General features: G+C 65.1%; 22 protein-coding genes. 18 read left to right on the top strand and 4 right to left on the bottom strand.

Translation table 11 applies throughout. The features are described 5' to 3' along the window. Positions 1 to 50 precede the first annotated feature (50 nt). Positions 51 to 1,397, bottom strand: a complete 1,347-nt coding sequence (locus tag K7G81_RS06240) for an MFS transporter (protein WP_223029870.1) — start codon at positions 1,395 to 1,397, stop codon at positions 51 to 53. A 198-nt stretch (positions 1,398 to 1,595) separates the two neighbouring features. Between K7G81_RS06240 and cyoA the strand changes: the two genes are divergently transcribed. The 7 genes from cyoA (at position 1,596) to K7G81_RS06205 (ending at position 8,449) form a co-directional block, all read left to right on the top strand. After that, positions 1,596 to 2,684 (top strand): ubiquinol oxidase subunit II, encoded by a 1,089-nt coding sequence (cyoA, locus tag K7G81_RS06235; protein WP_369412043.1) that lies wholly within the window; start codon positions 1,596 to 1,598, stop codon positions 2,682 to 2,684. Between the two features lie 50 nt (positions 2,685 to 2,734). Next, a complete protein-coding gene (cyoB, locus tag K7G81_RS06230; protein ID WP_223029868.1) occupies positions 2,735 to 4,732 on the top strand; it encodes a cytochrome o ubiquinol oxidase subunit I in 1,998 nt (665 codons plus the stop codon). Between the two features lie 4 nt (positions 4,733 to 4,736). Continuing rightward, positions 4,737 to 5,363: a cytochrome o ubiquinol oxidase subunit III gene (gene cyoC, locus K7G81_RS06225; protein ID WP_223029867.1), complete on the top strand. Its 627-nt coding sequence runs from the start codon at positions 4,737 to 4,739 to the stop codon at positions 5,361 to 5,363. After that, positions 5,363 to 5,752, top strand: coding sequence for a cytochrome o ubiquinol oxidase subunit IV (cyoD, locus tag K7G81_RS06220; protein WP_223029866.1), 390 nt, complete (start codon positions 5,363 to 5,365; stop codon positions 5,750 to 5,752). The genes cyoC and cyoD overlap by 1 nt, the downstream gene beginning before the upstream one ends. An 80-nt stretch (positions 5,753 to 5,832) precedes the next feature. Further along, positions 5,833 to 6,528, top strand: a complete 696-nt coding sequence (locus tag K7G81_RS06215) for an SURF1 family protein (RefSeq protein ID WP_223030155.1) — start codon at positions 5,833 to 5,835, stop codon at positions 6,526 to 6,528. Between the two features lie 35 nt (positions 6,529 to 6,563). Then, positions 6,564 to 8,024 (top strand): ABC transporter substrate-binding protein, encoded by a 1,461-nt coding sequence (locus K7G81_RS06210; protein ID WP_223029865.1) that lies wholly within the window; start codon positions 6,564 to 6,566, stop codon positions 8,022 to 8,024. Between the two features lie 5 nt (positions 8,025 to 8,029). After that, positions 8,030 to 8,449, top strand: a complete 420-nt coding sequence (locus K7G81_RS06205) for a DUF4112 domain-containing protein (RefSeq protein WP_223029864.1) — start codon at positions 8,030 to 8,032, stop codon at positions 8,447 to 8,449. A gap of 12 nt (positions 8,450 to 8,461) precedes the next feature. Here K7G81_RS06205 and K7G81_RS06200 read toward each other — a convergent pair whose 3' ends face one another. Next, on the bottom strand, positions 8,462 to 9,205 hold the full coding sequence (locus K7G81_RS06200; RefSeq protein WP_255586667.1) for a ribonuclease T2 family protein: 744 nt from the start codon (positions 9,203 to 9,205) through the stop codon (positions 8,462 to 8,464). Positions 9,206 to 9,209: 4 nt separating this feature from the next. Continuing rightward, on the bottom strand, positions 9,210 to 10,058 hold the full coding sequence (nadC, locus tag K7G81_RS06195) for a carboxylating nicotinate-nucleotide diphosphorylase (protein WP_223029863.1): 849 nt from the start codon (positions 10,056 to 10,058) through the stop codon (positions 9,210 to 9,212). Positions 10,059 to 10,164: 106 nt separating this feature from the next. Between nadC and K7G81_RS06190 the strand changes: the two genes are divergently transcribed. Both K7G81_RS06190 and K7G81_RS06185 read left to right on the top strand, forming a co-directional pair. Beyond that, positions 10,165 to 11,280 carry a DUF47 family protein gene (locus K7G81_RS06190; RefSeq protein WP_223030153.1) on the top strand — a complete coding sequence of 372 codons (1,116 nt, stop codon included), beginning with the start codon at positions 10,165 to 10,167 and terminating at the stop codon, positions 11,278 to 11,280. 13 nt (positions 11,281 to 11,293) lie between these two features. After that, positions 11,294 to 12,289 (top strand): inorganic phosphate transporter, encoded by a 996-nt coding sequence (locus K7G81_RS06185; RefSeq protein WP_223029862.1) that lies wholly within the window; start codon positions 11,294 to 11,296, stop codon positions 12,287 to 12,289. 12 nt (positions 12,290 to 12,301) lie between these two features. On the opposite strand, the gene K7G81_RS06180 is transcribed toward K7G81_RS06185, so the two are convergent. After that, complete coding sequence (locus tag K7G81_RS06180) at positions 12,302 to 13,855, bottom strand: alkaline phosphatase family protein (RefSeq protein ID WP_223030152.1); 1,554 nt, start codon at positions 13,853 to 13,855, stop codon at positions 12,302 to 12,304. 181 nt (positions 13,856 to 14,036) lie between these two features. Here K7G81_RS06180 and K7G81_RS06175 point away from each other — a divergent pair, with 181 nt between their 5' ends. The 9 genes from K7G81_RS06175 to K7G81_RS06135 all read left to right on the top strand — a co-directional run bounded on the left by K7G81_RS06175 (position 14,037) and on the right by K7G81_RS06135 (position 23,299). Next, the gene (locus K7G81_RS06175) at positions 14,037 to 16,097 is read left to right on the top strand and encodes a protein-disulfide reductase DsbD family protein (protein WP_255586666.1); all 2,061 of its coding nucleotides are present in this window, start codon (positions 14,037 to 14,039) and stop codon (positions 16,095 to 16,097) included. Between the two features lie 133 nt (positions 16,098 to 16,230). Beyond that, complete coding sequence (locus tag K7G81_RS06170; protein ID WP_223030150.1) at positions 16,231 to 17,718, top strand: SulP family inorganic anion transporter; 1,488 nt, start codon at positions 16,231 to 16,233, stop codon at positions 17,716 to 17,718. Positions 17,719 to 17,779: 61 nt separating this feature from the next. Then, positions 17,780 to 19,207 (top strand): 3-isopropylmalate dehydratase large subunit, encoded by a 1,428-nt coding sequence (gene leuC, locus K7G81_RS06165; RefSeq protein WP_255586664.1) that lies wholly within the window; start codon positions 17,780 to 17,782, stop codon positions 19,205 to 19,207. 129 nt (positions 19,208 to 19,336) lie between these two features. Continuing rightward, entirely contained in the window at positions 19,337 to 19,966 is a 630-nt protein-coding gene (gene leuD / locus K7G81_RS06160) for a 3-isopropylmalate dehydratase small subunit (protein WP_223029861.1), read from the top strand. Continuing rightward, positions 19,929 to 20,927: an NADPH:quinone oxidoreductase family protein gene (locus K7G81_RS06155; protein WP_223029860.1), complete on the top strand. Its 999-nt coding sequence runs from the start codon at positions 19,929 to 19,931 to the stop codon at positions 20,925 to 20,927. The genes leuD and K7G81_RS06155 overlap by 38 nt, the downstream gene beginning before the upstream one ends. A gap of 174 nt (positions 20,928 to 21,101) precedes the next feature. Next, entirely contained in the window at positions 21,102 to 21,425 is a 324-nt protein-coding gene (locus K7G81_RS06150) for a DUF1476 domain-containing protein (protein ID WP_223029859.1), read from the top strand. Positions 21,426 to 21,429: 4 nt separating this feature from the next. After that, complete coding sequence (locus tag K7G81_RS06145; RefSeq protein WP_223029858.1) at positions 21,430 to 21,663, top strand: BolA family protein; 234 nt, start codon at positions 21,430 to 21,432, stop codon at positions 21,661 to 21,663. A 14-nt stretch (positions 21,664 to 21,677) separates the two neighbouring features. Then, positions 21,678 to 22,010 (top strand): Grx4 family monothiol glutaredoxin, encoded by a 333-nt coding sequence (gene grxD, locus K7G81_RS06140; RefSeq protein WP_223029857.1) that lies wholly within the window; start codon positions 21,678 to 21,680, stop codon positions 22,008 to 22,010. 20 nt (positions 22,011 to 22,030) lie between these two features. After that, positions 22,031 to 23,299, top strand: coding sequence for a glycosyltransferase (locus K7G81_RS06135; RefSeq protein WP_223029856.1), 1,269 nt, complete (start codon positions 22,031 to 22,033; stop codon positions 23,297 to 23,299). Positions 23,300 to 23,339: the final 40 nt, after the last annotated feature.

Genomic DNA, 23,339 nt, shown 5'->3' with positions numbered 1-23,339 from the left:
GGCTCCCGCCGCGAGACGGGAGCCATTTAAAATCTTCGAAAGTGTGCGGTCTATTCCGCCGCCACCGGCTCCTGCCGATCGGTGCCGAGTGCCCGGTTCAGCCATAGCGCAAGCAGCGTGGCGATCGCGCCGGAGAGCAGGTATCCGCCCGCCGCCATGACGCCAAAATTGGCCGCCAGCCACAATGCTGCGAGCGGCGCGAAGCCCGCGCCAAACAGCCAGGCGATATCCGAGGTGATCGCCGAGCCGGTGTAGCGCGACAAGCTGGGAAAGTTCGAGGCGACGACGCCCGACGACTGACCGAACGAAAAACCCAGAATGGTGAAGCCGACCACCATGAAGACGATCTCGCCAAGGTCACCGGCATCGAGCAATTGCGGCGCGAAGCCGCTGAACGCCGCAATCACCGCCGCACCAACACCGAGCAGCGAGCGCCGCCCGACATGATCCGCGAGATAGCCCGAAGCGACGATCCCAGCGATTCCGAACAGCGACGCGACCGCTTCGATCACCAGGAAGTGCGACACCGATTGGTGCGTGAACAGCATCACCCAGGACAGCGGAAAGACGGTGACCATGTGGAACATGGCGAAGCTCGCCAACGGGGCGAACGCGCCGATGATGATGTTGCGACCTTCCTTCTCCAGCGTCGGGAAAACGGCCGATGCCTGTAGGTCCTTGCTCTCGAACAGGTTGCTGAAATCAGGCGTCGAAACGAGCCGCAGCCGGGCGAACAGCGCGACGACGTTGATCGCGAACGCGCAGAAGAACGGGAAGCGCCAGCCCCAATCGAGGAAATCGGCGTTCGACAATTCGAGGACGAAATAGGCGAACAAGCCACTCGCCACGATCAGCCCGAGCGGTGCACCAAGCTGCGGCACCATCGCATACCAACCGCGCCGATTCGCGGGCGCATTCATCGCCAGCAGCGACGCCAACCCGTCCCAAGCGCCGCCTAGGGCGAGACCTTGCAGAATACGAAATGCCGCGAGCAGGATCCACGACGCGCTTCCGACGCTATCGTAGCCCGGCAAAAAGGCGACCGACACGGTCGAGATGCCGAGCACGAACAGCGCGATCGTCAGCTTGGTCGCGCGGCCGTAGTTGCGGTCAACCGCCATGAAGATCAGCGATCCCACCGGTCGCGCGATAAACGCGAGTGAGAACAGCGCGAACGAGTAAAGCGTCCCGGTCAACCGATCGACATAGGGAAAGCAGTAAGCCGGGAACACCAGCACGGAGGCAATCGCATAGACGAAGAAATCGAAGAATTCGGACGTGCGGCCGATAATCACGCCGATCGCGATCTCGCCCGGCGCAACGTGCGTGTCACGCGTGTTGATCACCCGCGCGTCGCGCTCGGCCTCGCCCGATCCCGCTGCGGTCCCTGCATTCATGGTCGATTCGACTCCTCGTCTCGCACTCGGCGATACATTCTCATATAGTCCGGCGCGCGCATATGCACCATCACCGACATGGAGGCCCTTTTGCACATGCGAGAGGGTTAGACAAACTGTCCTATGGGAATTTCCAAATTTTGCGCCTATGGGGGCCGCATGATCCCGAACCGATTTGCCCATTTTACGCGGAATCGCGTGATTCGTGCTGGTCTTTCAGTTGCTGCCGTCGCCTTGCTCGGCGCCTGCCATGCCGATGTGCTGCAGCCGTCCGGCGATGTTGCGGCGCAGCAGCGCGATCTTCTGGTCGCCGCGACTCTGTTGATGCTTCTGATCATCATTCCGGTGATGGTGCTCACCGTGATCGTCGCCTGGCGCTATCGCGAGTCGAACGAGGAAGCGACCTATCTGCCGGATTGGGACCATTCGACCGCGCTCGAACTGGTCATCTGGTCGGCGCCGCTGCTGATCATCATCTGCCTCGGCGCGATCACCTGGCTCGGCACGCATACGCTGGACCCGTATCGGCCGATCGCCCGGCTGGACAAGGGCCAGGCCGTTCCCGCCAACGCGCAACCGCTCGAGGTCGATGTTGTCGCGATGGATTGGAAGTGGCTGTTCTTCTATCCGCAATATGGCGTGGCGACGGTCAACCAGCTCGCGCTGCCGACCGATCGCCCGATCGCGTTCAAGATCACGTCGACCTCGATCATGAACAGCTTCTACATCCCCGCGCTTGCCGGCCAGATCTACGCTATGCCGGGTATGGAGACCAAGCTTCACGCCGTCCTCAACGACACTGGCACGTTCAATGGTTTCTCCGCCAATTACAGCGGGGCGGGCTTCTCGGGCATGCACTTCAAGACGCTCGGCCTCGATGCCGGCGGCTTCGATCAGTGGATCGGCAAGGTAAAGAGCAGCGGATTGCAGCTTTCGAACGCCAATTATTACAAGCTCGAAAAGCCCAGCGAAAACGTGAAGCCGATCGCTTTCTCCGCTTACGCGCCCGGCCTTTATGACCGCATCCTCAACGAGTGCACGCATCCTGGCGAGCCCTGTGTCGCCGATCAGATGAAGGCGGACATGATGAAGGACATGCGTGGCGAGAGCCCCAGGTCGCCCGCACCGGTCAACGTAACCGGTCCAGGCACGATCGGTAACGCCGAGGGGGCCCTGTTCAAATCGCCGCAGGAAAAGGGCGAAGGCAAGAACGTGGGCGAGCCGCCCGCCCCCGGCACGCCGGGCAACATCAAGCCCAGCGACCAGAAGAACCGGGGCATGTCGTGAGGCACCGCCGCCCGCCGCTTTCCGCTCAGAACAACCGATAGACCGCAGCTATGACCACGTCAGACCTCGCAAAGATCATCTTCGGGCGCCTCAGCCTGGAATCGATCCCCTATCACGAGCCGATCCTGATCGGCACGTTCATCGGCGTCGCGATCGGCGGCATCGCCGTGCTCGGCGCGATCACCTATTTCAAATGGTGGGGCTATCTGTGGAAGGAGTGGCTGACCAGCGTCGACCATAAGCGGATCGGCGTGATGTATATCGTGCTGGCGATCATCATGCTGCTGCGCGGATTCTCCGACGCGCTGATGATGCGCGCGCAGCAGGCATTGTCGTTCGGCGACAACCAGGGTTTCCTGCCGGCGCACCATTATGACCAGGTGTTCACCGCGCACGGCGTGATCATGATCTTCTTCGTGGCGATGCCGCTGGTGATCGGGTTGATGAACTTCGTCGTGCCGCTGCAGATCGGCGCCCGCGACGTGGCCTTCCCGTTCCTCAACAATTTCAGCTTCTGGATGACCGTCTCGGGCGTCATCCTGACGATGCTGTCCTTGTTCATCGGGGAATATGCGCGCACCGGCTGGCTCGCCTATCCGCCGCTTTCCAACCTCGCCTACAGCCCCGATGTCGGCGTCGATTACTGGATATGGGGCCTGCAGTTATCGGGTATCGGCACGCTGCTTTCGGGCGTCAACTTCGTCACCACGATCGTCAAGATGCGCGCGCCGGGCATGACGATGATGAAGCTGCCGGTGTTCACCTGGACCGCGCTCGTCACCAACGTGCTGATCGTCGCCGCCTTCCCGATCCTGACGGCGGTGCTGGCGATGTTGACGGTGGACCGCTACCTCGGCTTCCACTTCTTCACCAACACCATGGGCGGCAACCCCATGATGTACATCAACCTGATCTGGATCTGGGGCCATCCGGAGGTCTACATCCTGATCCTGCCGGCGTTCGGCGTGTTCTCGGAGGTCGTGCCGACCTTCACCGGCAAGCGCCTGTTCGGCTATACTTCGATGGTCTACGCCACCGTTGTCATCGCCATCCTGTCGTATCTGGTCTGGCTGCACCACTTCTTCACGATGGGCTCTGGGGCTAGCGTCAACTCGTTCTTCGGCATCACGACGATGATCATCTCGATCCCCACGGGTGCGAAGATCTTCAACTGGCTGTTCACCATGTATCGCGGCCGCATCCGCTACGAGCTGCCAATGATGTGGACGGTCGCCTTCATGCTGACCTTCGTGATCGGCGGCATGACCGGCGTGATGTTGGCGGTGCCACCCGCCGATTTCGTGCTGCACAACTCGCTGTTCCTGATCGCGCATTTCCACAACGTCATCATCGGCGGCGTGCTGTTCGGCATGTTCGCCGGGATCAACTATTGGTTCCCCAAGGTGTTCGGCTTCAAGCTCGACCGCACTTGGGGCGTGCGCTCGTTCTGGCTGTGGGTGATCGGCTTCTGGTTCGCCTTCGCCCCGCTCTACGTGCTCGGCCTGATGGGCGTGACGCGTCGTCTGCGCCATTTCGACGATCCCACGCTGCATCCCTTCTTCATCGTCGCGGCGTTCGGTGCCCTGCTCATCGCCGGCGGCATCGCCTGCATGCTGATGCAGTTCTTCGTTTCGATCCGCGACCGCGAAAAGCTCAAGGTCGGTGGCGATCCGTGGAACGGCCGCAGCCTCGAATGGTCGACCACCTCGCCGCCGCCCCAATATAATTTCGCTTTTACCCCCGTGGTCCACGATCTCGATGCCTGGTGGGATATGAAGGCGCGCGGCGCCGAACATCCAACCAGCGGCTATCACGCGATCCACATGCCCAAGAACACCGCCACCGGCGTCGTGCTCGGCGTGCTGGCAACGGCATTCGGCTTCGCGATGATCTGGTACATGTGGTGGTTGGCGGCGATCTCGTTCGTCGCGATGATCGGCTACGCGATCTTCCACACCTTCAACTATGACCGCGATTATTACATCCCGGCAGAGGAAGTCGCGCGGACCGAGGGGCATCGCACCCCCGCCGTGGCGACCCAAGGGTAATCCGATGGCAACGCAAGCGCTTCTCGCCGGCAACGGCGCGCCAACCTTCTACGTCACCGAGGAGGAGCATCATCCCGAAGGCGGCAGCACGATGCTGGGCTTCTGGATCTACCTGATGAGCGACTGCCTGATCTTCGCAGGGTTGTTCGCGACATACGGCGTGCTCGGCCATTCCTATGCCGGCGGCCCTTCTGGCCGAGACGTGTTCGAATTGCCGCTGGTCGCGGTGAACACGGCGATGCTGCTGTTCTCGTCGATCACCTATGGCTTCGCCATGCTGGCGATGGAGCGCGGCAGCAAGAGCCAGACGCTGCTGTGGATGGCGATCACCTGGGTTTTCGGCGCGGCGTTCATCGGCATCGAGATGCACGAATTCGCCGGCCTGATTGCCGAGGGCCACGGCCCCTGGACCAGCGGTTTCCTCACCGCCTTCTTCAGCCTCGTCGGTACCCATGGGCTGCACGTCACCTCGGGCCTGATCTGGATGATCGTGCTGATGGTGCAGACCGCACAGAAGGGCTTGATCCCGGCCAACAAGCGCCGCCTGATGTGCCTTTCGATGTTCTGGCACTTTCTCGACGTCGTGTGGATCGGCGTCTTCACCTTCGTCTATCTGATGGGAGTGCTCTGATGAGCATCGACACCCCCGCCCCGCACCACGGCAATCCAACCGGCCATGACCATCTCGAGCCGCATGGTTCGATGAAGGGCTATCTCACCGGCTTCATCCTCTCGGTTATCCTGACGGCGGTGCCGTTCTGGCTGGTAATGGATCACGTCATCACCAGCCCGGGCTGGACGACTGCGACGATCCTGTTCCTCGCCGCGGTGCAGATTTTCGTGCACATGGTCTATTTCCTGCACATGAACACGCGCTCGGAAGGCGGCTGGTCGATGCTCGCGCTGATCTTCACGCTGGTGATGGTCATCATCACGCTCTCGGGCTCGATCTGGGTGATGTATCACCTCAACGCCAATATGATGCCGATGACTCCGGCAATGGCTGAAAGCGCCCCGTGAGCGATCCCGGCGCTCGGCCCCGGCCGGCGCCGCTCGCCGCCGGCCGCGAGGCGAGCAACCGTTCGACGGCGAAGTTCGTCCTGTTGCTCGCGCTTTGTTGCGCCGCCTTTGCCGGCTTCGTTTCGCTCGGCGTCTGGCAGGTCCATCGCCGGGCGTGGAAACTGGCGCTGATCGAGCATGTGAACGCCCGCGTTCACGCCGCTCCGGCGCCGGCACCCGGCCGGGATGCATGGCGATCGATCACCGCCGACAAGGACGCATATCGCCACGTCTCCGTCACCGGCCGCTACGAGAATGACCGCGAAACGCTGGTCCAGGCCAATACGGAGCTCGGCCCCGGCTTCTGGGTGTTGACACCCTTCACCACGACGCGCGGGTTCACGTTATTGGTCAATCGCGGCTTCGTCCCGGCCGGCGATCGTGCCGCAGCCAGCCGTCGCGACGCGCAGATCGCGGGCGTTACCACCGTCACCGGCCTGTTGCGCGTCACCGAACCGGGCGGCGCCTTTCTCCGCCACAATGCGCCCGCCGCCAATCGCTGGTATTCGCGCGACGTTGCCGCGATAGCCAAGGCGCGAGGCCTCGGCACGATCGCTCCTTATTTCATCGATGCCGATCGCACCGCGCTTCCCGCCGACGCGCCGGTCGGCGGGCTCACGGTTGTCCACTTCCGTAACGCCCATCTGCAATATGCGCTGACATGGTTCGGCCTGGCGCTGCTCACCCTGATTGGTGCCGCGCTGCTGATCCGGGATCGTCTGCGCCGCGACGGCTAGCGCATCTGGCTCGACGATGGCACAAAAGCGCCGCCATGCACCGCGCTTGCATCCTCCTGCTCCTCACCGCCCTGACGGTCACCGGCTGCGACCGTCGCGCCAGTGACGGCCCGGTCGTCGTCAGTGCGATCGGTGGCGCTCCCCATATCGTCCCGCCGGCGCAACTGACGTCCGATCTCCCGCCGCGGCTGCTGCTCGCCGCCACGGCCCAGGGACTCGTCAGCCTCGACGCGGCCGGCCAGATCGAACCGGGTCTTGCCGAGCGCTGGACGGTGCTGGACGATGGCCTCAGCTATATCTTCCGCCTCCGCGACGCGACGTGGAGCGATGGCCGGCCGGTCACTACCGAGCAAGTCGTCACTATCCTGCGCCGCGCACTCAAGGACCGAACGAACAATCCCGCCGCTGCCTATCTGACCGCAATCGACGAGATCGTGGCGATGACGCCGGAGGTGATCGAAATCCACCTCTCACAGCCGCGCCCCGACCTGTTGCGTCGCCTCGCCCAGCCGGAACTCGCACTGTTTCGTATGAATCCGCCGGGCGGCGCCGGCCCGCTGCGGCTTGTCAAGCACCACGGCAATACCGTCCTCCTGCGTCCGGCGCCCGGCGATAGCGATGATCCCGAAGCCGACACCGCCGAGCCGAACCCGCGTGACGATATCGAACTGATCGGCGAACGCGCCGCGCGCGCCATCATTCGTTTTGCCGACCACCGTTCCGACATGGTGACCGGCGGCACGGTCGCCGATTGGCCGTTGGTCGCCGGCGTGGACATCCCGGCGAGCAGCATCCACCGCGATCCGGCGCAAGGCCTGTTCGGCCTGGCTGTCGTCGATCGCTCCGGTTTTCTGGGCCAGGCCACGGCGCGCGCCGCAATTGCCGCGGCGATCGATCGGCAAGGCATGGTCTCCGCCATCGCCCCGGACTGGCCCTCGCAAGCAGCGATCCTTCCCGAACGCCTCGATTCGGCCGCCGCCTCCGCGTCTCCCGCCTGGGCGAATGGATCGATCGAGCAGCGGCGCGACGGTGCCCGCGTCGTCACCGCATCATGGCGCGCGACACATTCCGACCCGCTGACGCTGCGCATCGCGCTGCCCGCCGGCCCGGGCGGCACATTGCTCTACGGCTGGATCGGCTCGGCACTGCTGGCGATCGGTATCGAGCCGCAACGCGTCGCGATCGATGCCGACGCCGATCTCCGGCTGATCGACCGCGTCTCGCCGTTCGATACCGCGCGTTGGTATCTCGCCACGGCATGTGCGCCGTGCAGCGACGACGCGCACGCCGCGATCGAGGCGGCGCGCACCGCACCGACACCCGCCGATCGCGCCGCCGCGCTGGCCAAGGCGGATGCGACGCTGACCGCCGATACCGCCTTCATCCCGCTCGCCACGCCGCTGCGCTGGTCGCTGGTCGCGCCCGGCCTCGACCTCTGGCAACAGAACGCCCGTGCCTGGCATCCATTGAACGCGCTACGCAGCCCCACCAAATAGACGCCATGGTCAACCAGTTCTCATCCACGATCCATCCGCGCCTCGCTGCGGCGATGGGCCGCGATCCAGCCGCCGTTCGGCAACGGCTCGAAGCGCTTGAGCACGTTCTCGAAGGGCTCGTCCGCGTTCCCGGCACCAAGCGCAAGATCGGCCTAGACGTGATCCTCGACGTCGTGCCCGTCGTCGGCGACACGATCGCCGCCGCGCTCGGCGCATGGCTGATCTGGGAAGCGCGCAACGCCGGCATGTCGAAATGGCAGATGGCGCGGATGACGGGCAACGTCGGATTCGACTGGCTGCTCGGCCTCGTCCCCGTCGTCGGCATCGTGCCGGATTTCTTCTTCCGCTCGAACACCCGCAATCTGCGGATGATCAAGCGGCACTTAGACCGGAATCACCCTGCCAGCGCGGTGATCGAGGGCTGAGGGGCACGCCGATCACCGCACGCCGCGCCAGATCCTGATCCGCGCATTGGCCTTCAGGCCGCCCTGAAAACTCGGGCAGCGACGATAGCGGTAAGTCTTGTCGAGGCAGACCCATACCTCCTCGAGCCAGCCACGCCGATCGGCGGTGATCCGCATCATGTTCGCCTTCATACCCGGGTTGGCGCGCGCCATCGCGGCCGCGAAATCGCCCGCGGTCAGCATCTTGCGGCGCGACAGCGCATCCATGGCCGGATACCGCAGCCGCGCGTAGAGCGCGCGCGATCGCGCCAGGAACCGCGGCGGCGAATCTCTCGTGCACGTGCCGTGCTTGGCCCATTCGTGTTGCGTCAATTGCACCGACGGATTGGCGCAGAGATGCTGGGCGATCACCGGCTTGGGCAGCAGCGTTGCCGCGCGGCAATATTGCGGCCAGGTCTTGCCGACGCCGTCCGGCCACAATCCATGCAGCGTGAAGCCGAAGCGATTGCCGCTGGCACATTCGAACTTCGCGTCCGCGCGCCGTCCGTTGACGTGGCAATATTGCGGCGCCCAGCGCACCGCGAGCGTGTAGCCGCCGATCGGCAACACTCGCTTGGGCTCGCTGCTGCTCGGCAATTCGGGGCGTGGCGTGGGGATCGTGTGCGGGATCACGCATTGATAGGCCTGCGCATGCGCCATGCCAGGCAGCGCCACGCCCGCCGCCATTAATGCTATCCCGATCCGCATCATCATTCCCCCCTTCGTCCGATGCGGCATTGGATCAGCCTTCCATCTGAAAATCCAGCCCGATATCGGCCGCCGGCGCCGATTGAGTCAGCCGCCCGACGCTGACATAGGTCACGCCCGTCTCCGCGATCGCGCGGATCTTTTCCAGCGTCACGCCGCCCGAGGCCTCGGTGGGGACACGACCGCCGACCAGCGTCACCGCGCCACGCAGCGTCGATGGTTCCATATTGTCGAGCAGCAGATGCGTCGCACCGGCAGCAAGCGCCGGCTCGATCTGATCGATCCTGTCGACCTCGACGATGATCGACGCGATGCCGGCCTCCGCCGCGCGTCGCACCGCCTCGCCAACCGATCCGGCGACCGCGACGTGATTGTCCTTGATCATCGCCGCGTCCCACAGGCCCATGCGATGGTTGGTCGCGCCGCCCATCCGCGTCGCATATTTCTCCAGCACGCGTAGGCCGGGAATCGTCTTGCGCGTATCGAGCAGCGTCGCGCCCGTTCCCATGATGCGATCGACGTAAGCGCGCGTCATCGTCGCGATGCCAGAGAGATGCTGGATGGTGTTGAGCGCCGAGCGCTCGGCGGTCAGCATCGCGCGCGCAAGCCCGGAAAGCTGCATCAACGCGGTGCCGGCGGCGACCCGATCGCCATCCTCGACGAGCCGTTCGATCGTCGCTGCCGGATCGAGCGCGCGGAAGAACGCTTCGGCCAGTTCCAGCCCGGCAACCGTGATCGCATCGCGGCTCGTCATCACGCCGGCGAAGCGCGCGCTTTGCGGGATCACCGCTGCCGAGGTGATGTCACCGATATCGCCCAGATCTTCGGCCAGCGTGGCGGCGACGAAGCCGTTGGTATCGAATCGATCGAGAACGAAAGTCATGCCCGCCGCTATGCCTAAGCCCGAGCGGCGCAACAACTAGACGGTTCCAAATCGCGCCACACTATGCGAACGGCGGGAGCCGCAACGCCAACACGGGAATCGCCCCATCCGCCAGGTCGCCGCCCTGCCCTATCGAATCGAATCCGACGGCCGCGCGCAGGTGATGCTGATTACCTCGCGCGAGCAGCGTCGCTGGGTCGTGCCCAAGGGTAATACGATGGCGACGCTCAACCTCCATGAAGCCGCCGCCGAGGAAGCGTTCGAGGAAGCCGGCATCTTCGGCATCCCGTGCCCAACCGCGATCGGCGAATATCGCTACCGCAAGCGCCGTGCCGACGGCACCACCCGTAACGTCACCGTCGCGGTGTTCCCGCTCGCTTTCCAGCGCCAGGCCGACCAATGGCCCGAGCAGGACGAACGCGAAGTGCGCTGGTTCGGTCTTGCCGAGGCCGCCGACGCGGTCGACGAACCCGAGCTCAAACGTCTCATAGCCAATTTCCGCGTGCCGCCGGTGGTGCCTGGCCTTGCCCAACGCATCATGCCGACTTCGCAGCGGACCAATAGGGAGAAGTTTCCGATGATGCGCTGGTTTCAGTCGCTGATGCCGCAGCAGGGCCGTTTCTTCGATCTCTTCGAAGCGCATGCCGCAACGCTCGTCGCCGGCGCCGAAGCGCTGGCGCTGCTGCTCCAGGGCGGCGATACGATCGACGAAAACATCGCCGAGATCGTCCGTCGCGAACATCAGGCCGACGACATCACGCGCGAAGTGCTGCACGACGTGCGGCGCATCTTCGTTACCCCGTTCGACCGCTCCGCGATTACCGACCTGATCGGGGTGATGGACGATGCGATCGACCAGATGAACGCGACCGGCAAGACGATCGCGCTCTACGAGCTCAACGAGTTCGAGCCGCAGATGCGCGACATGAGCGGGATCATCGTCGAGGCGGCGCGCGTCACCGCCGAGGCGATCCCGCTGCTGCGCCATTTGAACGAGAATGCCGGCCGGCTCCATGATCTGACCGCGCGGCTGATCCAGCTTGAAGGCCATGCCGACGACATTCACGAGGCGGGCCTGAAAGCGCTGTTCAAGCGGCTGGGCAAGACGCAGCCGATGGATTTCATCGTCGGCCAGGAAGTCTACAGCCATCTCGAGCGCATCGTCGACAAGTTCGAGGATATCGCCAACGAGGTCCAGGGCCTCGTGATCGACCACGCCTGAGCGAGGCCGAACGATGACCCTGGCCATGCCGCTCCTCGTCGGGCTGATCGCAATCGCGCTCGCCTTCGATTTTCTCAACGGGCTGCACGATGCGGCCAATTCGATCGCCACCGTGGTATCGACCCGCGTGCTGCGCCCGCATTATGCGGTGATCTGGGCCGCCTTCTTCAACTTCGTCGCGTTCCTCGTCTTCGGTCTGCACGTCGCCAACACGGTCGGCGCGGGGATCATCGATGCCGAGACGATCGATGCTGCGGTGGTATTCGGCGCGCTGATGGGCGCAATCAGCTGGAACATCATCACCTGGGTGCTCGGCCTGCCGACATCGAGCAGCCACGCGCTGATCGGCGGCCTGCTCGGCGCCGGTATCGCCAAGGCGGGGTTGTCGCCGATCGTGTGGGGCGGCGTGATCAAGACGGTGGTGTGGATCGTTCTCTCACCGGCGGTCGGCATGGCGCTGTCGCTGCTGATGGTGCTGGTCGTCTCCTGGGCGAGCATCCGCCTCACGCCGATGCAGGTCGACAAGCGCTTTCGCAAGGTTCAGCTTGCCTCGGCGGCGCTCTATTCGCTCGGGCATGGCGGCAATGACGCGCAGAAGACAATGGGGATCATCGCCGTCCTGCTCTATTCGCAAGGATTGCTGTCCGGCGGATTCCATGTGCCGCTGTGGGTGATCCTGGCCTGCCAGGCGGCGATGGCGTTCGGCACGCTCGCCGGGGGCTGGCGGATTGTCCATACGATGGGCTCGAAGATCACGCGTCTCACCCCGCCGCAAGGTGTGTGCGCCGAGACCGGCGGCGCGATCACCCTGTTCATGGCGACCTTCCTGGGCATCCCGGTTTCGACGACGCACACCATCACCGGCGCAATCATCGGCGTCGGCGCGGCGCGGCGACTGTCGGCGGTGCGCTGGAATGTGGCATCGAGCATCGTCGTCGCCTGGCTGGTGACGATGCCCGCCGCGGCCGCGATCGGCGCGCTGTTCTATGGCATTGCGCACCTGCTCTGATCGCACGGGCGATCAGGGACAGGTCGAAGCGGCGCCGGCGTCGAGATCAAGGCACCGCCCGTCCATTTTCGGTGCCGCGAGCGGCAGATGGATCAGCGCGGCGAGCGTCGGCGCGATGTCGACAGTCTCGACCGACAGCGGCTGCTCGAACGGCGTCATGCCCTTGCGCCAGAACAGAATCGGCACGCGGCGATCGTAATCCCAGAAGCTGCCATGAGTGGCCACATAGCCCTTGCCGGGGTCTTCGATCGGCGAAATACGCGGCTTGAGCGCGACAACCAAGTCGCCCGAACGCGGCCGATAGAAACTCGCCTTGGCGCGCTCGATCAGCGGCCAGGTCTCGGGCGGTCCGCTCGGCTCCGGCGCGGCGGCGATTTCGTCGGCAGTGAATACCGCGGCAACATCGGGATCGGCGAGGAGCATCGCTTTCGCTTCGCGGATGACGGCGGCACGCTGCGCCCCCGACAAGGACGGATCGACATAAAAAATGCCGTCGGAACTCCGCAGGGGATCGCCCGCCAAGCCCAGCTTTGCCGCGATCGACTTCGACAGCGCCTGCGCATCGAACCCCTTATCGGCCCGCTTCGCCATCGGCATCGCTTCCTGATCGAGGCGTTCGGGCAGATCGATGCCGCCGTGATCGGCTGACAACACCACCGCATAATCGACCCCCGTCCGGTCGAGCATCGCGAAGAAATCGCCAAGATCGCGATCGAGCGAGGCGAGTTGCAGACACATCTCGCTGCCCTGCGTGCCATAAGCATGGCCGACGTAATCGGTCGCCGACAGAGAGATGTTGAGCATATCCGGCGCGCTGCCCTGCCCCAACTTCATCGACTGGACCAGCGCACCGGCGACCGCGAGCGTCGCGCCGTCGAGTTCGGGCGAGGCGCGAAATGCGTCCTCGTCGCCGGCAGCGCGCGCGAACCGCCCGTCGCCGACCGTCAACCCCGGCTTGACCGCGATCGGCTGGGCACGCGGCACGCAATAATCGGGCAGTTCCAGGGCCGGCTGCGCTTCGGCAAGCTCGGTACCGATCACGCGATTGGCCCGGGCGACGACATCCGGGGTCGAGCGCCCCGCGTAGGTTACGAACTGCTGGCCGTTCCACCACCAGAGCTGATCGACATCGTGGCCGCCCATCATCACCGCCGCGCGATCCTTGCCCGAGACCGAGACGTTGCGGCTGGCGGTATTTGCCGCCTTCATTCGCTCACCCAGCGTCGGCACCAGCAGGTGCGCGACATCGACCGTGTATTTTTCATGCGTGCTGCCGGGAACGGTCTCGTCCTCGACGCAGTAGATTTTCTTGTCCGCGAGGGTCGATCCGAGGTTCAGCCAGTTGTTGGCGACGATACCGGTGTGCTCGGGCCGCATCCCGGTCATCAACGTCGAATGCCCGGGGCAGGTCTCGGTCGCCGCGTGGCTCTGATAGCCTGAAGGAAAGACGCCGCCGTCGAGCAATCGCGCGAAGCCGCCGGCGAAACGGTTACGATATTCCTGGAACAGGTCGGCCGAGAACTGGTCGATCGAGATCGCCACGAGCAGCCGCGGCGGCGTCTCCATACTGGCCGTAGCCGTGGGCGCGGCCGGCGGTGTTTGCTGCGCAACGGCGGGGACAGCCAGGGCGACGCTGGCGAGAAAGGCGGTCAGGCGGCGAGCTTTCACGATATCTCCTCACCTTCGGATGCAAAATCGATCGAACGGCGCTATCTCGCCGGCAACGGTTAGTGACAAGGATCAGCGCATGCGCGCAACCAGTTTCGTTTTCATGGCATTCCTGGCGGCATTGTTCGGCCTCGCCGGCATTGCGCGCGCCGACAGCCTGCCCATCAGCGGCGCGGCGCATCTCTCGATCCGCCTCGTCGCCGAAACCGACGCGCCCAGGGCCGGCAGTGACCTGACCGTCGCTCTGGCGACGACCCCGTCCCCCGGCTGGCACGGCTATTGGTCGAACCCCGGCGATGCCGGCTATCCTGCGACGCTCGACTGGACGCTGCCCGCTGGCATGACCGCAAGCGATCCCGCTTATCCCATGCCGACCACGCTCGAAATCGCCGGGCTGATGAACTATGTCTACGAAAAGCCTTATGCACCGTTGGTGACGCTCCACGTGCCCGCCGGCCTGGTGGTCGGCACCGCGCTGCCGATCAAGCTGCACACCGCCTATCTCGTCTGCTCCGCGTCGCTCTGCGTCCCGGAAAGCGCCGACCTCTCGCTCAACCTCACGGTCGGTGACGGTCGCGTCAGCCCGGATAAGCAGGCGCAATTCGATGCCTGGCGCCAGGCGCAGCCCAAGCCGCTCGGCAGCACGGCGACCTACCAAACCACCGGCGGCCGGCTCCGCCTCGCCATCCCCTACCCCGCCGACGCCAGCCTCGACGGCGCCTATTTCTTTCCGGCAGCGAACGGTTTCATCGCCAATTCCGCGCCGCAGACGGTGACGCGCGACGGCAATCGGATCGTGGTCGAGACCAAGGCCGGCAGCGGTGGTTCGGGCGCGTTCGCCGGCGTACTGCGCATCGGCCCCGATCGCGGCCTGGCGATTACGGCGAAGCCGGGCACCGTGGCGGCGGCGGCGTCCCCGTCCTCGTCGACGGCGCCCTCGGCCAGCCGCGGCTGGGCGCTGGCGCTCGCCGCACTCGGCGGCGCGATCCTCGGCGGGCTGATCCTCAACATCATGCCTTGCGTGTTCCCGATCCTGAGCCTCAAAGCGCTCAGCCTCGCCAATGCCAAGGTCGACGAGCGCGAGGCGCGGCACGAGGCGATCGCCTATACGGCCGGCGTTGTGGCGGTGTGCGTGGCACTCGGCACGATCGTCCTCGGGTTGCGCGCGGGCGGCGCCGCGGCGGGCTGGGCATTCCAGTTGCAGGATCCGCGCGCGATCCTGTTCCTGCTCCTGCTGGTGACCGCCATCGCGTTCAATCTCGCCGGCTTGTTCGAGCTGCCGACGCCGCGCTTCGCCGCCAATTCGAACGGCGCGGCGGGAGCATTCGCTACCGGCGCGCTGGCCGCGTTCATCGCCACGCCGTGCGCCGGCCCGTTCATGGCGACCGCGCTCGGCGCTGCGCTGGCGCTGCCGTGGATCGCGGCGCTGGCGGTGTTCGCCGGTCTCGGCCTCGGGCTCGCGCTGCCGTTCCTGGCGATCGGCTTCATTCCCGCGCTGCGCCGCCGCCTGCCCAAGCCGGGCGGGTGGATGGAAACCTTCCGCCACATTCTTGCGGTGCCGATGTTCGTTACCGCGCTGGGGCTCGCCTGGGTGCTCGGCAAGGAGGCCGGCATCGGCGGCATGACGCTCGGGCTTGCGGCAGCGCTGGCGCTGGCGTTGCTGCTGTGGCTCGCCGGCCGCCGGCAGGTGCGCGGTCTCGCTGCGGGCTGGCCGATCGGGCTGATGATGCTCGCCGTCGTCATCGCCGGGGTAGCGATCGTCCGGCCGGCGCCGAAGGACGGCACCGTCACCGCGGCGGCCGGAGCGCAGCCGTTCAGCGAGCCGAAACTCGCCGAGCTGCGCAAGCAGGGCCGCCCAGTGTTCGCTTATTTCACTGCCGACTGGTGCCTGACATGCAAGGTCAACGAAAAGACCGCGATCGAGACCGATGATGTCCAGCGCGCGTTCAAGGCGCATGACGTCGCGGTGCTGGAAGGCGACTGGACCGATGGCGATCCCGAGCTCGGCCGCTTCATCGAGGCGCACAATCGGCTCGGAGTGCCGCTCTACCTCTATTACGCACCAGGCGCCGACCAGCCCCAGATCCTCCCGCAAGTATTGACCAAGTCGATGCTCGAGGCGCTCGCGTCGAAGGGTTGATCGCGCCGGCTGAGCCCGTTAGGCAGACCGAGCACGCTCATGTTGCGCTGCACCATCGTTCATCGCGACCTGCTTGCCTGACCGTCCGGCCGTGGTTCGCGCGTCCACGGGAACCGCAATGGCCGACGTCCGCATGTCCTTCGCCTCGAACATCCGCCGTGATTGGCTGACCAACCCGCGCGTGGAATTCCTGTCCGGGCTGATGGTCGCGCTCGCGCTGATTCCCGAAGCGATCGGATTTTCGATCGTCGCGGGCGTCGATCCGAGCGTCGGGCTCTACGCCAGTTTCTCGATCGCCTGCATCATCGCCGTCACCGGCGGACGGCCGGGGATGATCTCGGCGGCGACCGCATCGGTGGCGGTGCTGGTGGGGCCGTTAGTGCGGGCGCATGGCGTCGATTATCTGTTCGCGGCGACTGTGCTGATGGGCATATTCCAAGTGATCGCCGGGCTATTGAGGCTCAACCTGCTGATGCGTTTTGTGTCGCGATCGGTGATTACCGGCTTCGTCAACGCGCTTGCCATCCTGATCTTCATGGCGCAGTTGCCGCAACTCACCCACGTCGCGCCGATCACCTATGTGTTGGTGGCAGCGACGCTGGCGATCATCTATCTGTTCCCGCGCCTGACCAAGGCGGTGCCTGCCCCCTTGGTTGCGGTGGTTGCCCTGTCGGTTTTCACCATCGCCAGCGGCACGCACGTCAACACCGTCGGCGACATGGGGCACCTGCCGTCGGCGCTGCCGCAAATCCGCGTGCCGCATGTCCCCTTCACCTGGGAGACGCTACGAATCATCGCGCCCTATTCGCTGGCGATGGCGGCGGTGGGGCTGCTCGAAACGATGCTCACCGCGGCGATCGTCGACGACATGACCGAAACGCGCAGCGACAAGCGGCGCGAGTGCATGGGCCAGGGGATCGCCAACTTCTTCACCGGCTTCATCGGCGCGATGGGCGGCTGCGCGATGATCGGCCAGTCGGTCATCAACATTTCCTCGGGCGGGCGGCGGCGCGCCTCGACCTTCATTGCCGGTATCATGCTGCTGGTGCTGATGGTCGTGCTCGGCCCATGGGTCGCGCGCGTGCCGATGCCGGCGCTGGTCGGCGTGATGATCTTCGTTTCGATCAGCACCTTTCGCTGGAAGAGCTTCGCCGAACTGCGGCATTTCCCGTGGCAATCCACGGCGGTGATGCTGGCGACGGTTGTGACGGTGGTTTGGACCGGAAACCTGTCGATCGGGGTATTGGTCGGTGTGTTGCTCAGCGGCATCTTCTTCGCGGGCAAGGTCCGCCGGATGGTCGATATGACGACCGCCTTGTCCGAAGACGGCCGCGAACGGATCTATCGCGTCACCGGACAAATATTCTTCGCGTCGGTCGATCGCATCGTCGAGGATATCATCTTCCGCGAGGACGGTGTTGAAAGAGTCGTGATCGATCTGACCGATGCGCATTTCTGGGATGTCTCGGCAACCGGCGCGCTCGACAAGATCGTGCTGCGGCTGCGCGCCGAGGGCAAGACGGTGGAGGTCATCGGCCTGAACCAGGCCAGCGCGACGCTGGTCGACAAGTTCGGCGAGCATGACAAGCCCTTCGCATCGCTGGGCGTCGTCGGCCATTGATCCTTCGAAAATTATGCGCAGGGTTGCGAACGCGCACGAATCGGTTAATGCGAGCCGGATTATGGCCCAGCCGCTGACGCTCTACGAGAAAATCTGGAACGCGCACGTCGTCGAACGGCGCGATGATGGCACCTGCCTGATCTATATCGACCGCCACCTCGTCCACGAAGTAACGAGCCCGCAGGCATTCGAGGGCCTGCGCGCGGCCGGACGCAAGGTTCGCCGTCCCGATCTCACGCTCGCGGTTCCCGACCACAATTTGCCGACTACCGCGCGGATCGATGCCGCGGGCCACCGCCTGCCGATCGCCGACCCGGAAAGTGCGCAGCAACTCGCCGCGCTCGAACGCAATACCGCCGAGTTCGGCATCGACTATATCGACGCGACCGCGCCCGAACAGGGTATCGTCCACGTCATCGGGCCGGAACTGGGCTTCACGCTGCCCGGCTCGACGCTAGTGTGCGGCGACAGCCACACGTCGGCGCACGGCGCGCTGGGCGCGCTGGCATTCGGCATCGGCACCAGCGAAGTCGAGCACGTCCTGGCAACGCAGACCCTGATGCTCAGCCAGTCGAAAACGATGGAAGTCCGCGTCGACGGCACACTCGGCTTCGGCGTCTCGGCCAAGGACGTGATCCTGGCGATCATCGGCAAGATCGGCGCGGCGGGCGGCACCGGCCACGTCATCGAATATACCGGCGAAGTGATCCGCGGCCTCTCGATCGAGGGCCGGCTGACGATCGCCAATATGTCGATCGAAGGCGGTGCCCGCGCCGGCCTGATCGCGCCCGACGAAACCACCTTCGCCTATCTCAAGAGCCGCCCGATGGCGCCGCGTGGCAAGGATTGGGAAAAGGCCGTGGCTTGGTGGAAGACGCTGCCGACCGACGCCGGCGCGCGTTATGACAAGAGCGTAACGCTCGACGCCACCGACATCGCGCCATCACTTACCTGGGGCACCAGCCCCGAGGATGTCGTGTCGATCACCGGCGCGGTGCCCGATCCCGAGAGCTTCGCCGATCCGTCGAAACGCGTCGCCGCCAGGAAATCGCTCGATTACATGGGCCTTACGCCCGGCACGCGGATGCAGGACGTGCCCGTCCAGCACGTCTTCATCGGCAGCTGCACCAACAGCCGGATCGAGGATCTGCGCGCCGCGGCCGAAGTCGCCACTGGTCGCCACGTCGCGGACGGTGTCCGCGCGCTGGTCGTTCCCGGCTCGGGGCTGGTCAAGCGCCAGGCCGAAGCCGAGGGCCTGGATCGCATCTTCGCCGAAGCCGGGTTCGAATGGCGCGAGCCCGGCTGTTCGATGTGCCTGGCGATGAATCCAGACAAGGTGCCGGCGGGCGAACGCTGCGCTTCCACCTCGAACCGCAATTTCGTAGGACGACAGGGACCGGGCTCTCGGACGCACCTGGTCTCTCCCGCAATGGCCGCCGCTGCGGCGGTCACCGGGAAGCTCTCCGACGTCCGGGAGTTGATGAGATAGTTCGACCAAAAAGGGGGTCGCACCCATGAAAAAAGCCCTGTACCTGCTAATCGCTGGCGCCCTGCTGAGCGGCATTGCCGCATATGCTGCCAGCGCCAATCCCTCGTACGAGGCGGCGCAGACACACTGATGGAACCCGTTACCCAGGTTTCCGGCCGCGCCTATCCGTGGGGTGCGAAGAACGTCGATACCGACGTGATCATCCCCGCGCGCTGGTTGAAGACGATCACCCGCGAGGGCCTTGGTCAGCACGCTTTCGAGACGGTCCGTGCGCAACCGGACAATATTTTCGACGATCCACGTTACGCGGGCGCGCCGATCCTGGTTGCCGGCGACAATTTCGGTTGCGGATCGAGCCGCGAGCACGCCGCCTGGGCGCTTGCCGACATGGGCGTGAAAGCGGTGATCGCACCGAGCTTCTCCGACATCTTCTCGGGCAATGCCTTCAAGAACGGCATCGTCACGGTCGCCCTGCCGCAGGACGCGATCGACCGTCTGGTCGAGGTCGCAGCCGATCAGCCGCTCACGGTGGACCTCGAGACAATGACCGTGACGACACCGTTTCAGGACCGCTTCACCTTCTCCCTCGACCCGTTTCGCCGCCGCTGCCTGATGGAAGGGCTGGACGAGATCGGCCTGACGCTGGCAAGAGATACCGAGATTTCGAAATTCGAGTCCGGTCTCGCCGAGGATCGGCCGTGGATCGCGAGGGAGAGCGGATATGAGGGCATTACTATCGAAGGCGCCGGGCGGACCTGAAACTCTGGAATTGAGCGAGGTCGCCGATCCGGTTGCCGGAAAGGGGCAGGTCGTCGTCGCCGTCAAGGCATGCTCGATCAACTATCCCGACGTCCTCGTCATCGAGGACAAATATCAGTTCAAGCCCGAACGCCCGTTCGCGCCGGGCGGTGAGATCGCCGGCGTGATCGAGAGCGTCGGCGACGGCGTCACCGGATGGCAACCCGGCGATCGCGTCATTGCGATGATCGGTAACGGCGGGCTGGCCGAAAAGGTCGCCGCCGATGCGCATCGCCTCTACGCCCTGCCCGACGAGCGCAGTTTCGCTGAAGGTGCATCGCTGCTCCTTACCTATGCCACCACGATCCATGCGCTGGTCGATCGCGGCCATTTGCAGGAAGGGCAAACGCTGCTCGTGCTCGGTGCCGCGGGCGGGGTCGGCCTCGCCGCTGTCGAGCTCGGCAAGGCATTCGGTGCGCGCGTCGTCGCCGCTGTCTCGTCCGAGGAAAAGGCTGCCGCGGCCAAGACAGCGGGCGCCGACGAGACATTCGTCTACCCCCGCGCGCCCTTCGAAAAGGCGCAATCGAAAGCGCTGGCAGACCAGTTCAAGGCCGCCGTCGGGCCGAATGGCGCCGACGTCATCTACGATCCGGTCGGCGGTGATTATGCCGAGCCCGCGTTGCGCGCGATTGGTTGGGAGGGGCGCTATCTCGTCGTCGGCTTCCCCGCCGGCATCCCGAAGCTGCCGCTCAACCTCACCTTGCTCAAGAGCTGCGACGTCTGCGGGGTATTCTGGGGCGCCTTCGCCGCGCGCGATCCGAAGGCGAACCAGGCGCATATCGAACGCCTGTTCCGCTTGTGGGCCGAGGGGCGGATCGCACCGCGCGTCACCCAGACCTTCCCACTTGCCGACGGCGGCAAGGCGATCGCCAAGATGGCAGCGCGCGGCGCGATCGGGAAGCTGGTGGTCGAGATCGCCTGATTCCGGCTCCCCGGACCTGTTCCAAACGCAGGCACGCCTAGAACATTGCCACTCACACTGAAGCCGACGCCGGAACCAGACCGGCATGACGAACACGGTATCATTGCGCCTTTCACTCCCCCGCCCTATCTCCGCAGCATCAGCAACCGTGCCAGCAGGGGATGGCGAAACAACATGACGACGTTCGACGACCGCGATCGCGCTTTCGAGGCCAAGTTCGCCGCCGATGAGGAATTCGCTTTCCGCGTGACGGCGCGGCGCAACAAGCTCGTTGGCCTATGGGCCGCCGATCGGATGAAGCTGACGCCGGAGGAAGCGGATGCCTATGCCCGCGCGGTCGTTCATGCCGAGTTCGAGGAAGCCGGCGACGAGGACGTCGTCCGCAAGCTGGTCGGCGATCTCACCGCTGCCGGTATCGAAACCGACGAGGCGGAAATCCGTACCGCGCTCGACACCAAGATGGTCGAGGCGCGCCGCCAGCTGATGCAGGAGCTTTGATCCGATGGCGATGGACGCGGCCAAGATCGAAGACCTGATCCGTACCGGCATTCCCGGCGCGACCGTGGAGATCACCGATCTCGCCGGCGACGGCGATCATTATGCCGCACGCGTCGTCTCGGAGAGTTTCCGGGGCATGCCGCGCGTTCGCCAGCATCAGGCGGTCTATGCCGCGCTGGGTGGCCGGATGGGCGGCGAACTCCATGCGCTACAGCTGACCACCGCCGCGCCCGAGTGACAGGAGTAGACAAGATGACCGAAGACACCAACGCCCGCATCGACCAGATCGTCAAATCGAACGGCATAGTGCTGTTCATGAAGGGCAGCCCGCTGTTCCCGCAATGCGGTTTCTCGAGCCGTGCGGTGGCGATCCTCCAGCATCTCGGCGCCGAGTTCGAAAGCGTCGACGTGCTGCAGGATCAGGCGATCCGTCAGGGCATCAAGGCCTATTCCGATTGGCCGACCATCCCGCAGCTCTATGTCAAGGGCGAGTTCGTCGGCGGTTCGGACATCATGATGGAAATGTACGAATCGGGCGAGCTTGCCGAGCTGCTCAAGACCGCGGGTGTCATCACGGCGCAATAACGGCGGGGTTATGCGGCGGCATGCTCAAACGCGCCGATGCGAACGATGACGGCACGCCGCTGGTCGTCTGCGATTTGACTCAGAGCTGGTCACCGACCGGCGGCGGCGGGATCAGCACCTATTTGCGCGAGAAGCGGGATTTCGTTCTCGCGCATACGCCGCACCACCTGCTCCAGATCGTCCCTGGTCCCGAGGACAGGATCACCACCAACGGCCGGCATATCTTTGCCGAAGTCGGCGCCGATCCGGTGCGTGGCAGCCCCAATTATCGGTTCATTCTGCGCACCCGCGTGGTCCGCGATCTCCTCGCACGCTATCGTCCCGCGATCATCGAATCGCTCTGCCCCTGGGTGCTGCCCTGGACCGCGATCAACCATCGCAAGGCCTTCCCGCAGACTGCCCTCGTCGCCGGCTATCGCACCGATTTCCCCAACGCCCATGTCTATCGCGTCGGCCGCGCCAAATTCGGCGACACGATCGGCCGGGCGCTGCGCTGGCTAAGCTACGGCTATGCCGAGATCACCTATCGCGAGTTCGATCACGTCTACACTTTGGGCGAAGCGGCGCGCAGCGCACTCGCCCGCCGCAAAATACATCGCAGCTCGATTCTGCCACTGGGGGTCGATAGCGATCGCTTCACGCCGGCGGCGCGCGATCCCGGCTATCGCGCACAGCTTGGCCTGCCCGGCGACGGGCCCCTGCTCGTCTACGCCGGCCGTCTCGACAATGAGAAGCGCGCGGACCTGTTGGTCGCCATGTTCCGCCAATTGCCTGCCGAACTCGGTGCAGCGATGGTGCTGATCGGCGACGGCAAGCTGCGCGACCGTCTCGCCGCCGAAGCGCAGGGGTTGCCGATTGCCATCACCGGCTTCCAGACGAGTCGCGCCGATCTCGCCCGTGCGCTCGCCTCGTCGGACATCTACGTTTCGGCGATGGCTGACGAGACGTTCGGCATCTCGGTGGTCGAGGCGCAGGCTTGCGGCTTGCCGGTAGTCGGTGTCGCCTCGGGCGCGATGCCCGATCGCGTGCCGCCCGCGCTCGGCCGCCTTGGCCCCGTCGACGATGCCAGCGCCATGGCCGACAACGTGCTCGCTCTCTGGCGCGACGGCGCCGCGGCGATCGGGGCGGCGGCGCGGGCACATGTGCTCGCGCATTATAGCTGGCGGCGCACCTTCGGCATGCTGTTCGGCGACATTTACCCGCGCGCCCTCGCCCATGCCCAAGCGCGCGCGGCGTCGGGTCGCGGCTGGCGTTATCGCGGCGTCGAGGAATTGGCGGCGGCCGGGTGAGGGCGAGCCGTTTCGCATTGTTGGTGGGAAGCGAAACGGC

Origin of the sequence: Hephaestia mangrovi, assembly GCF_019880555.1 — a bacterium.
Classification (GTDB): domain Bacteria; phylum Pseudomonadota; class Alphaproteobacteria; order Sphingomonadales; family Sphingomonadaceae; genus Sphingomonas; species Sphingomonas mangrovi.
Note: the sequence above shows the minus strand (reverse complement) of the source record. Positions and strands in the feature narration are given on the sequence as shown.

Excerpts from the sequence above, each read along its gene's own strand:
- K7G81_RS06240 (WP_223029870.1), bottom strand. The coding sequence starts at position 1,397 with ATGAATGCAGGGACCGCAGCGGGATCGGGCGAGGCCGAGCGCGACGCG.
- cyoB (WP_223029868.1), top strand. The coding sequence starts at position 2,735 with ATGACCACGTCAGACCTCGCAAAGATCATCTTCGGGCGCCTCAGCCTG.
- cyoC (WP_223029867.1), top strand. The coding sequence starts at position 4,737 with ATGGCAACGCAAGCGCTTCTCGCCGGCAACGGCGCGCCAACCTTCTAC.
- cyoD (WP_223029866.1), top strand. The coding sequence starts at position 5,363 with ATGAGCATCGACACCCCCGCCCCGCACCACGGCAATCCAACCGGCCAT.
- K7G81_RS06210 (WP_223029865.1), top strand. The coding sequence starts at position 6,564 with ATGCACCGCGCTTGCATCCTCCTGCTCCTCACCGCCCTGACGGTCACC.
- K7G81_RS06205 (WP_223029864.1), top strand. The coding sequence starts at position 8,030 with ATGGTCAACCAGTTCTCATCCACGATCCATCCGCGCCTCGCTGCGGCG.
- K7G81_RS06200 (WP_255586667.1), bottom strand. The coding sequence starts at position 9,205 with ATGCCGCATCGGACGAAGGGGGGAATGATGATGCGGATCGGGATAGCA.
- nadC (WP_223029863.1), bottom strand. The coding sequence starts at position 10,058 with ATGACTTTCGTTCTCGATCGATTCGATACCAACGGCTTCGTCGCCGCC.
- K7G81_RS06185 (WP_223029862.1), top strand. The coding sequence starts at position 11,294 with ATGACCCTGGCCATGCCGCTCCTCGTCGGGCTGATCGCAATCGCGCTC.
- K7G81_RS06180 (WP_223030152.1), bottom strand. The coding sequence starts at position 13,855 with ATGGAGACGCCGCCGCGGCTGCTCGTGGCGATCTCGATCGACCAGTTC.
- K7G81_RS06175 (WP_255586666.1), top strand. The coding sequence starts at position 14,037 with ATGCGCGCAACCAGTTTCGTTTTCATGGCATTCCTGGCGGCATTGTTC.
- K7G81_RS06170 (WP_223030150.1), top strand. The coding sequence starts at position 16,231 with ATGTCCTTCGCCTCGAACATCCGCCGTGATTGGCTGACCAACCCGCGC.
- leuC (WP_255586664.1), top strand. The coding sequence starts at position 17,780 with ATGGCCCAGCCGCTGACGCTCTACGAGAAAATCTGGAACGCGCACGTC.
- leuD (WP_223029861.1), top strand. The coding sequence starts at position 19,337 with ATGGAACCCGTTACCCAGGTTTCCGGCCGCGCCTATCCGTGGGGTGCG.
- K7G81_RS06155 (WP_223029860.1), top strand. The coding sequence starts at position 19,929 with ATGAGGGCATTACTATCGAAGGCGCCGGGCGGACCTGAAACTCTGGAA.
- K7G81_RS06150 (WP_223029859.1), top strand. The coding sequence starts at position 21,102 with ATGACGACGTTCGACGACCGCGATCGCGCTTTCGAGGCCAAGTTCGCC.
- K7G81_RS06145 (WP_223029858.1), top strand. The coding sequence starts at position 21,430 with ATGGCGATGGACGCGGCCAAGATCGAAGACCTGATCCGTACCGGCATT.
- grxD (WP_223029857.1), top strand. The coding sequence starts at position 21,678 with ATGACCGAAGACACCAACGCCCGCATCGACCAGATCGTCAAATCGAAC.
- K7G81_RS06135 (WP_223029856.1), top strand. The coding sequence starts at position 22,031 with ATGCTCAAACGCGCCGATGCGAACGATGACGGCACGCCGCTGGTCGTC.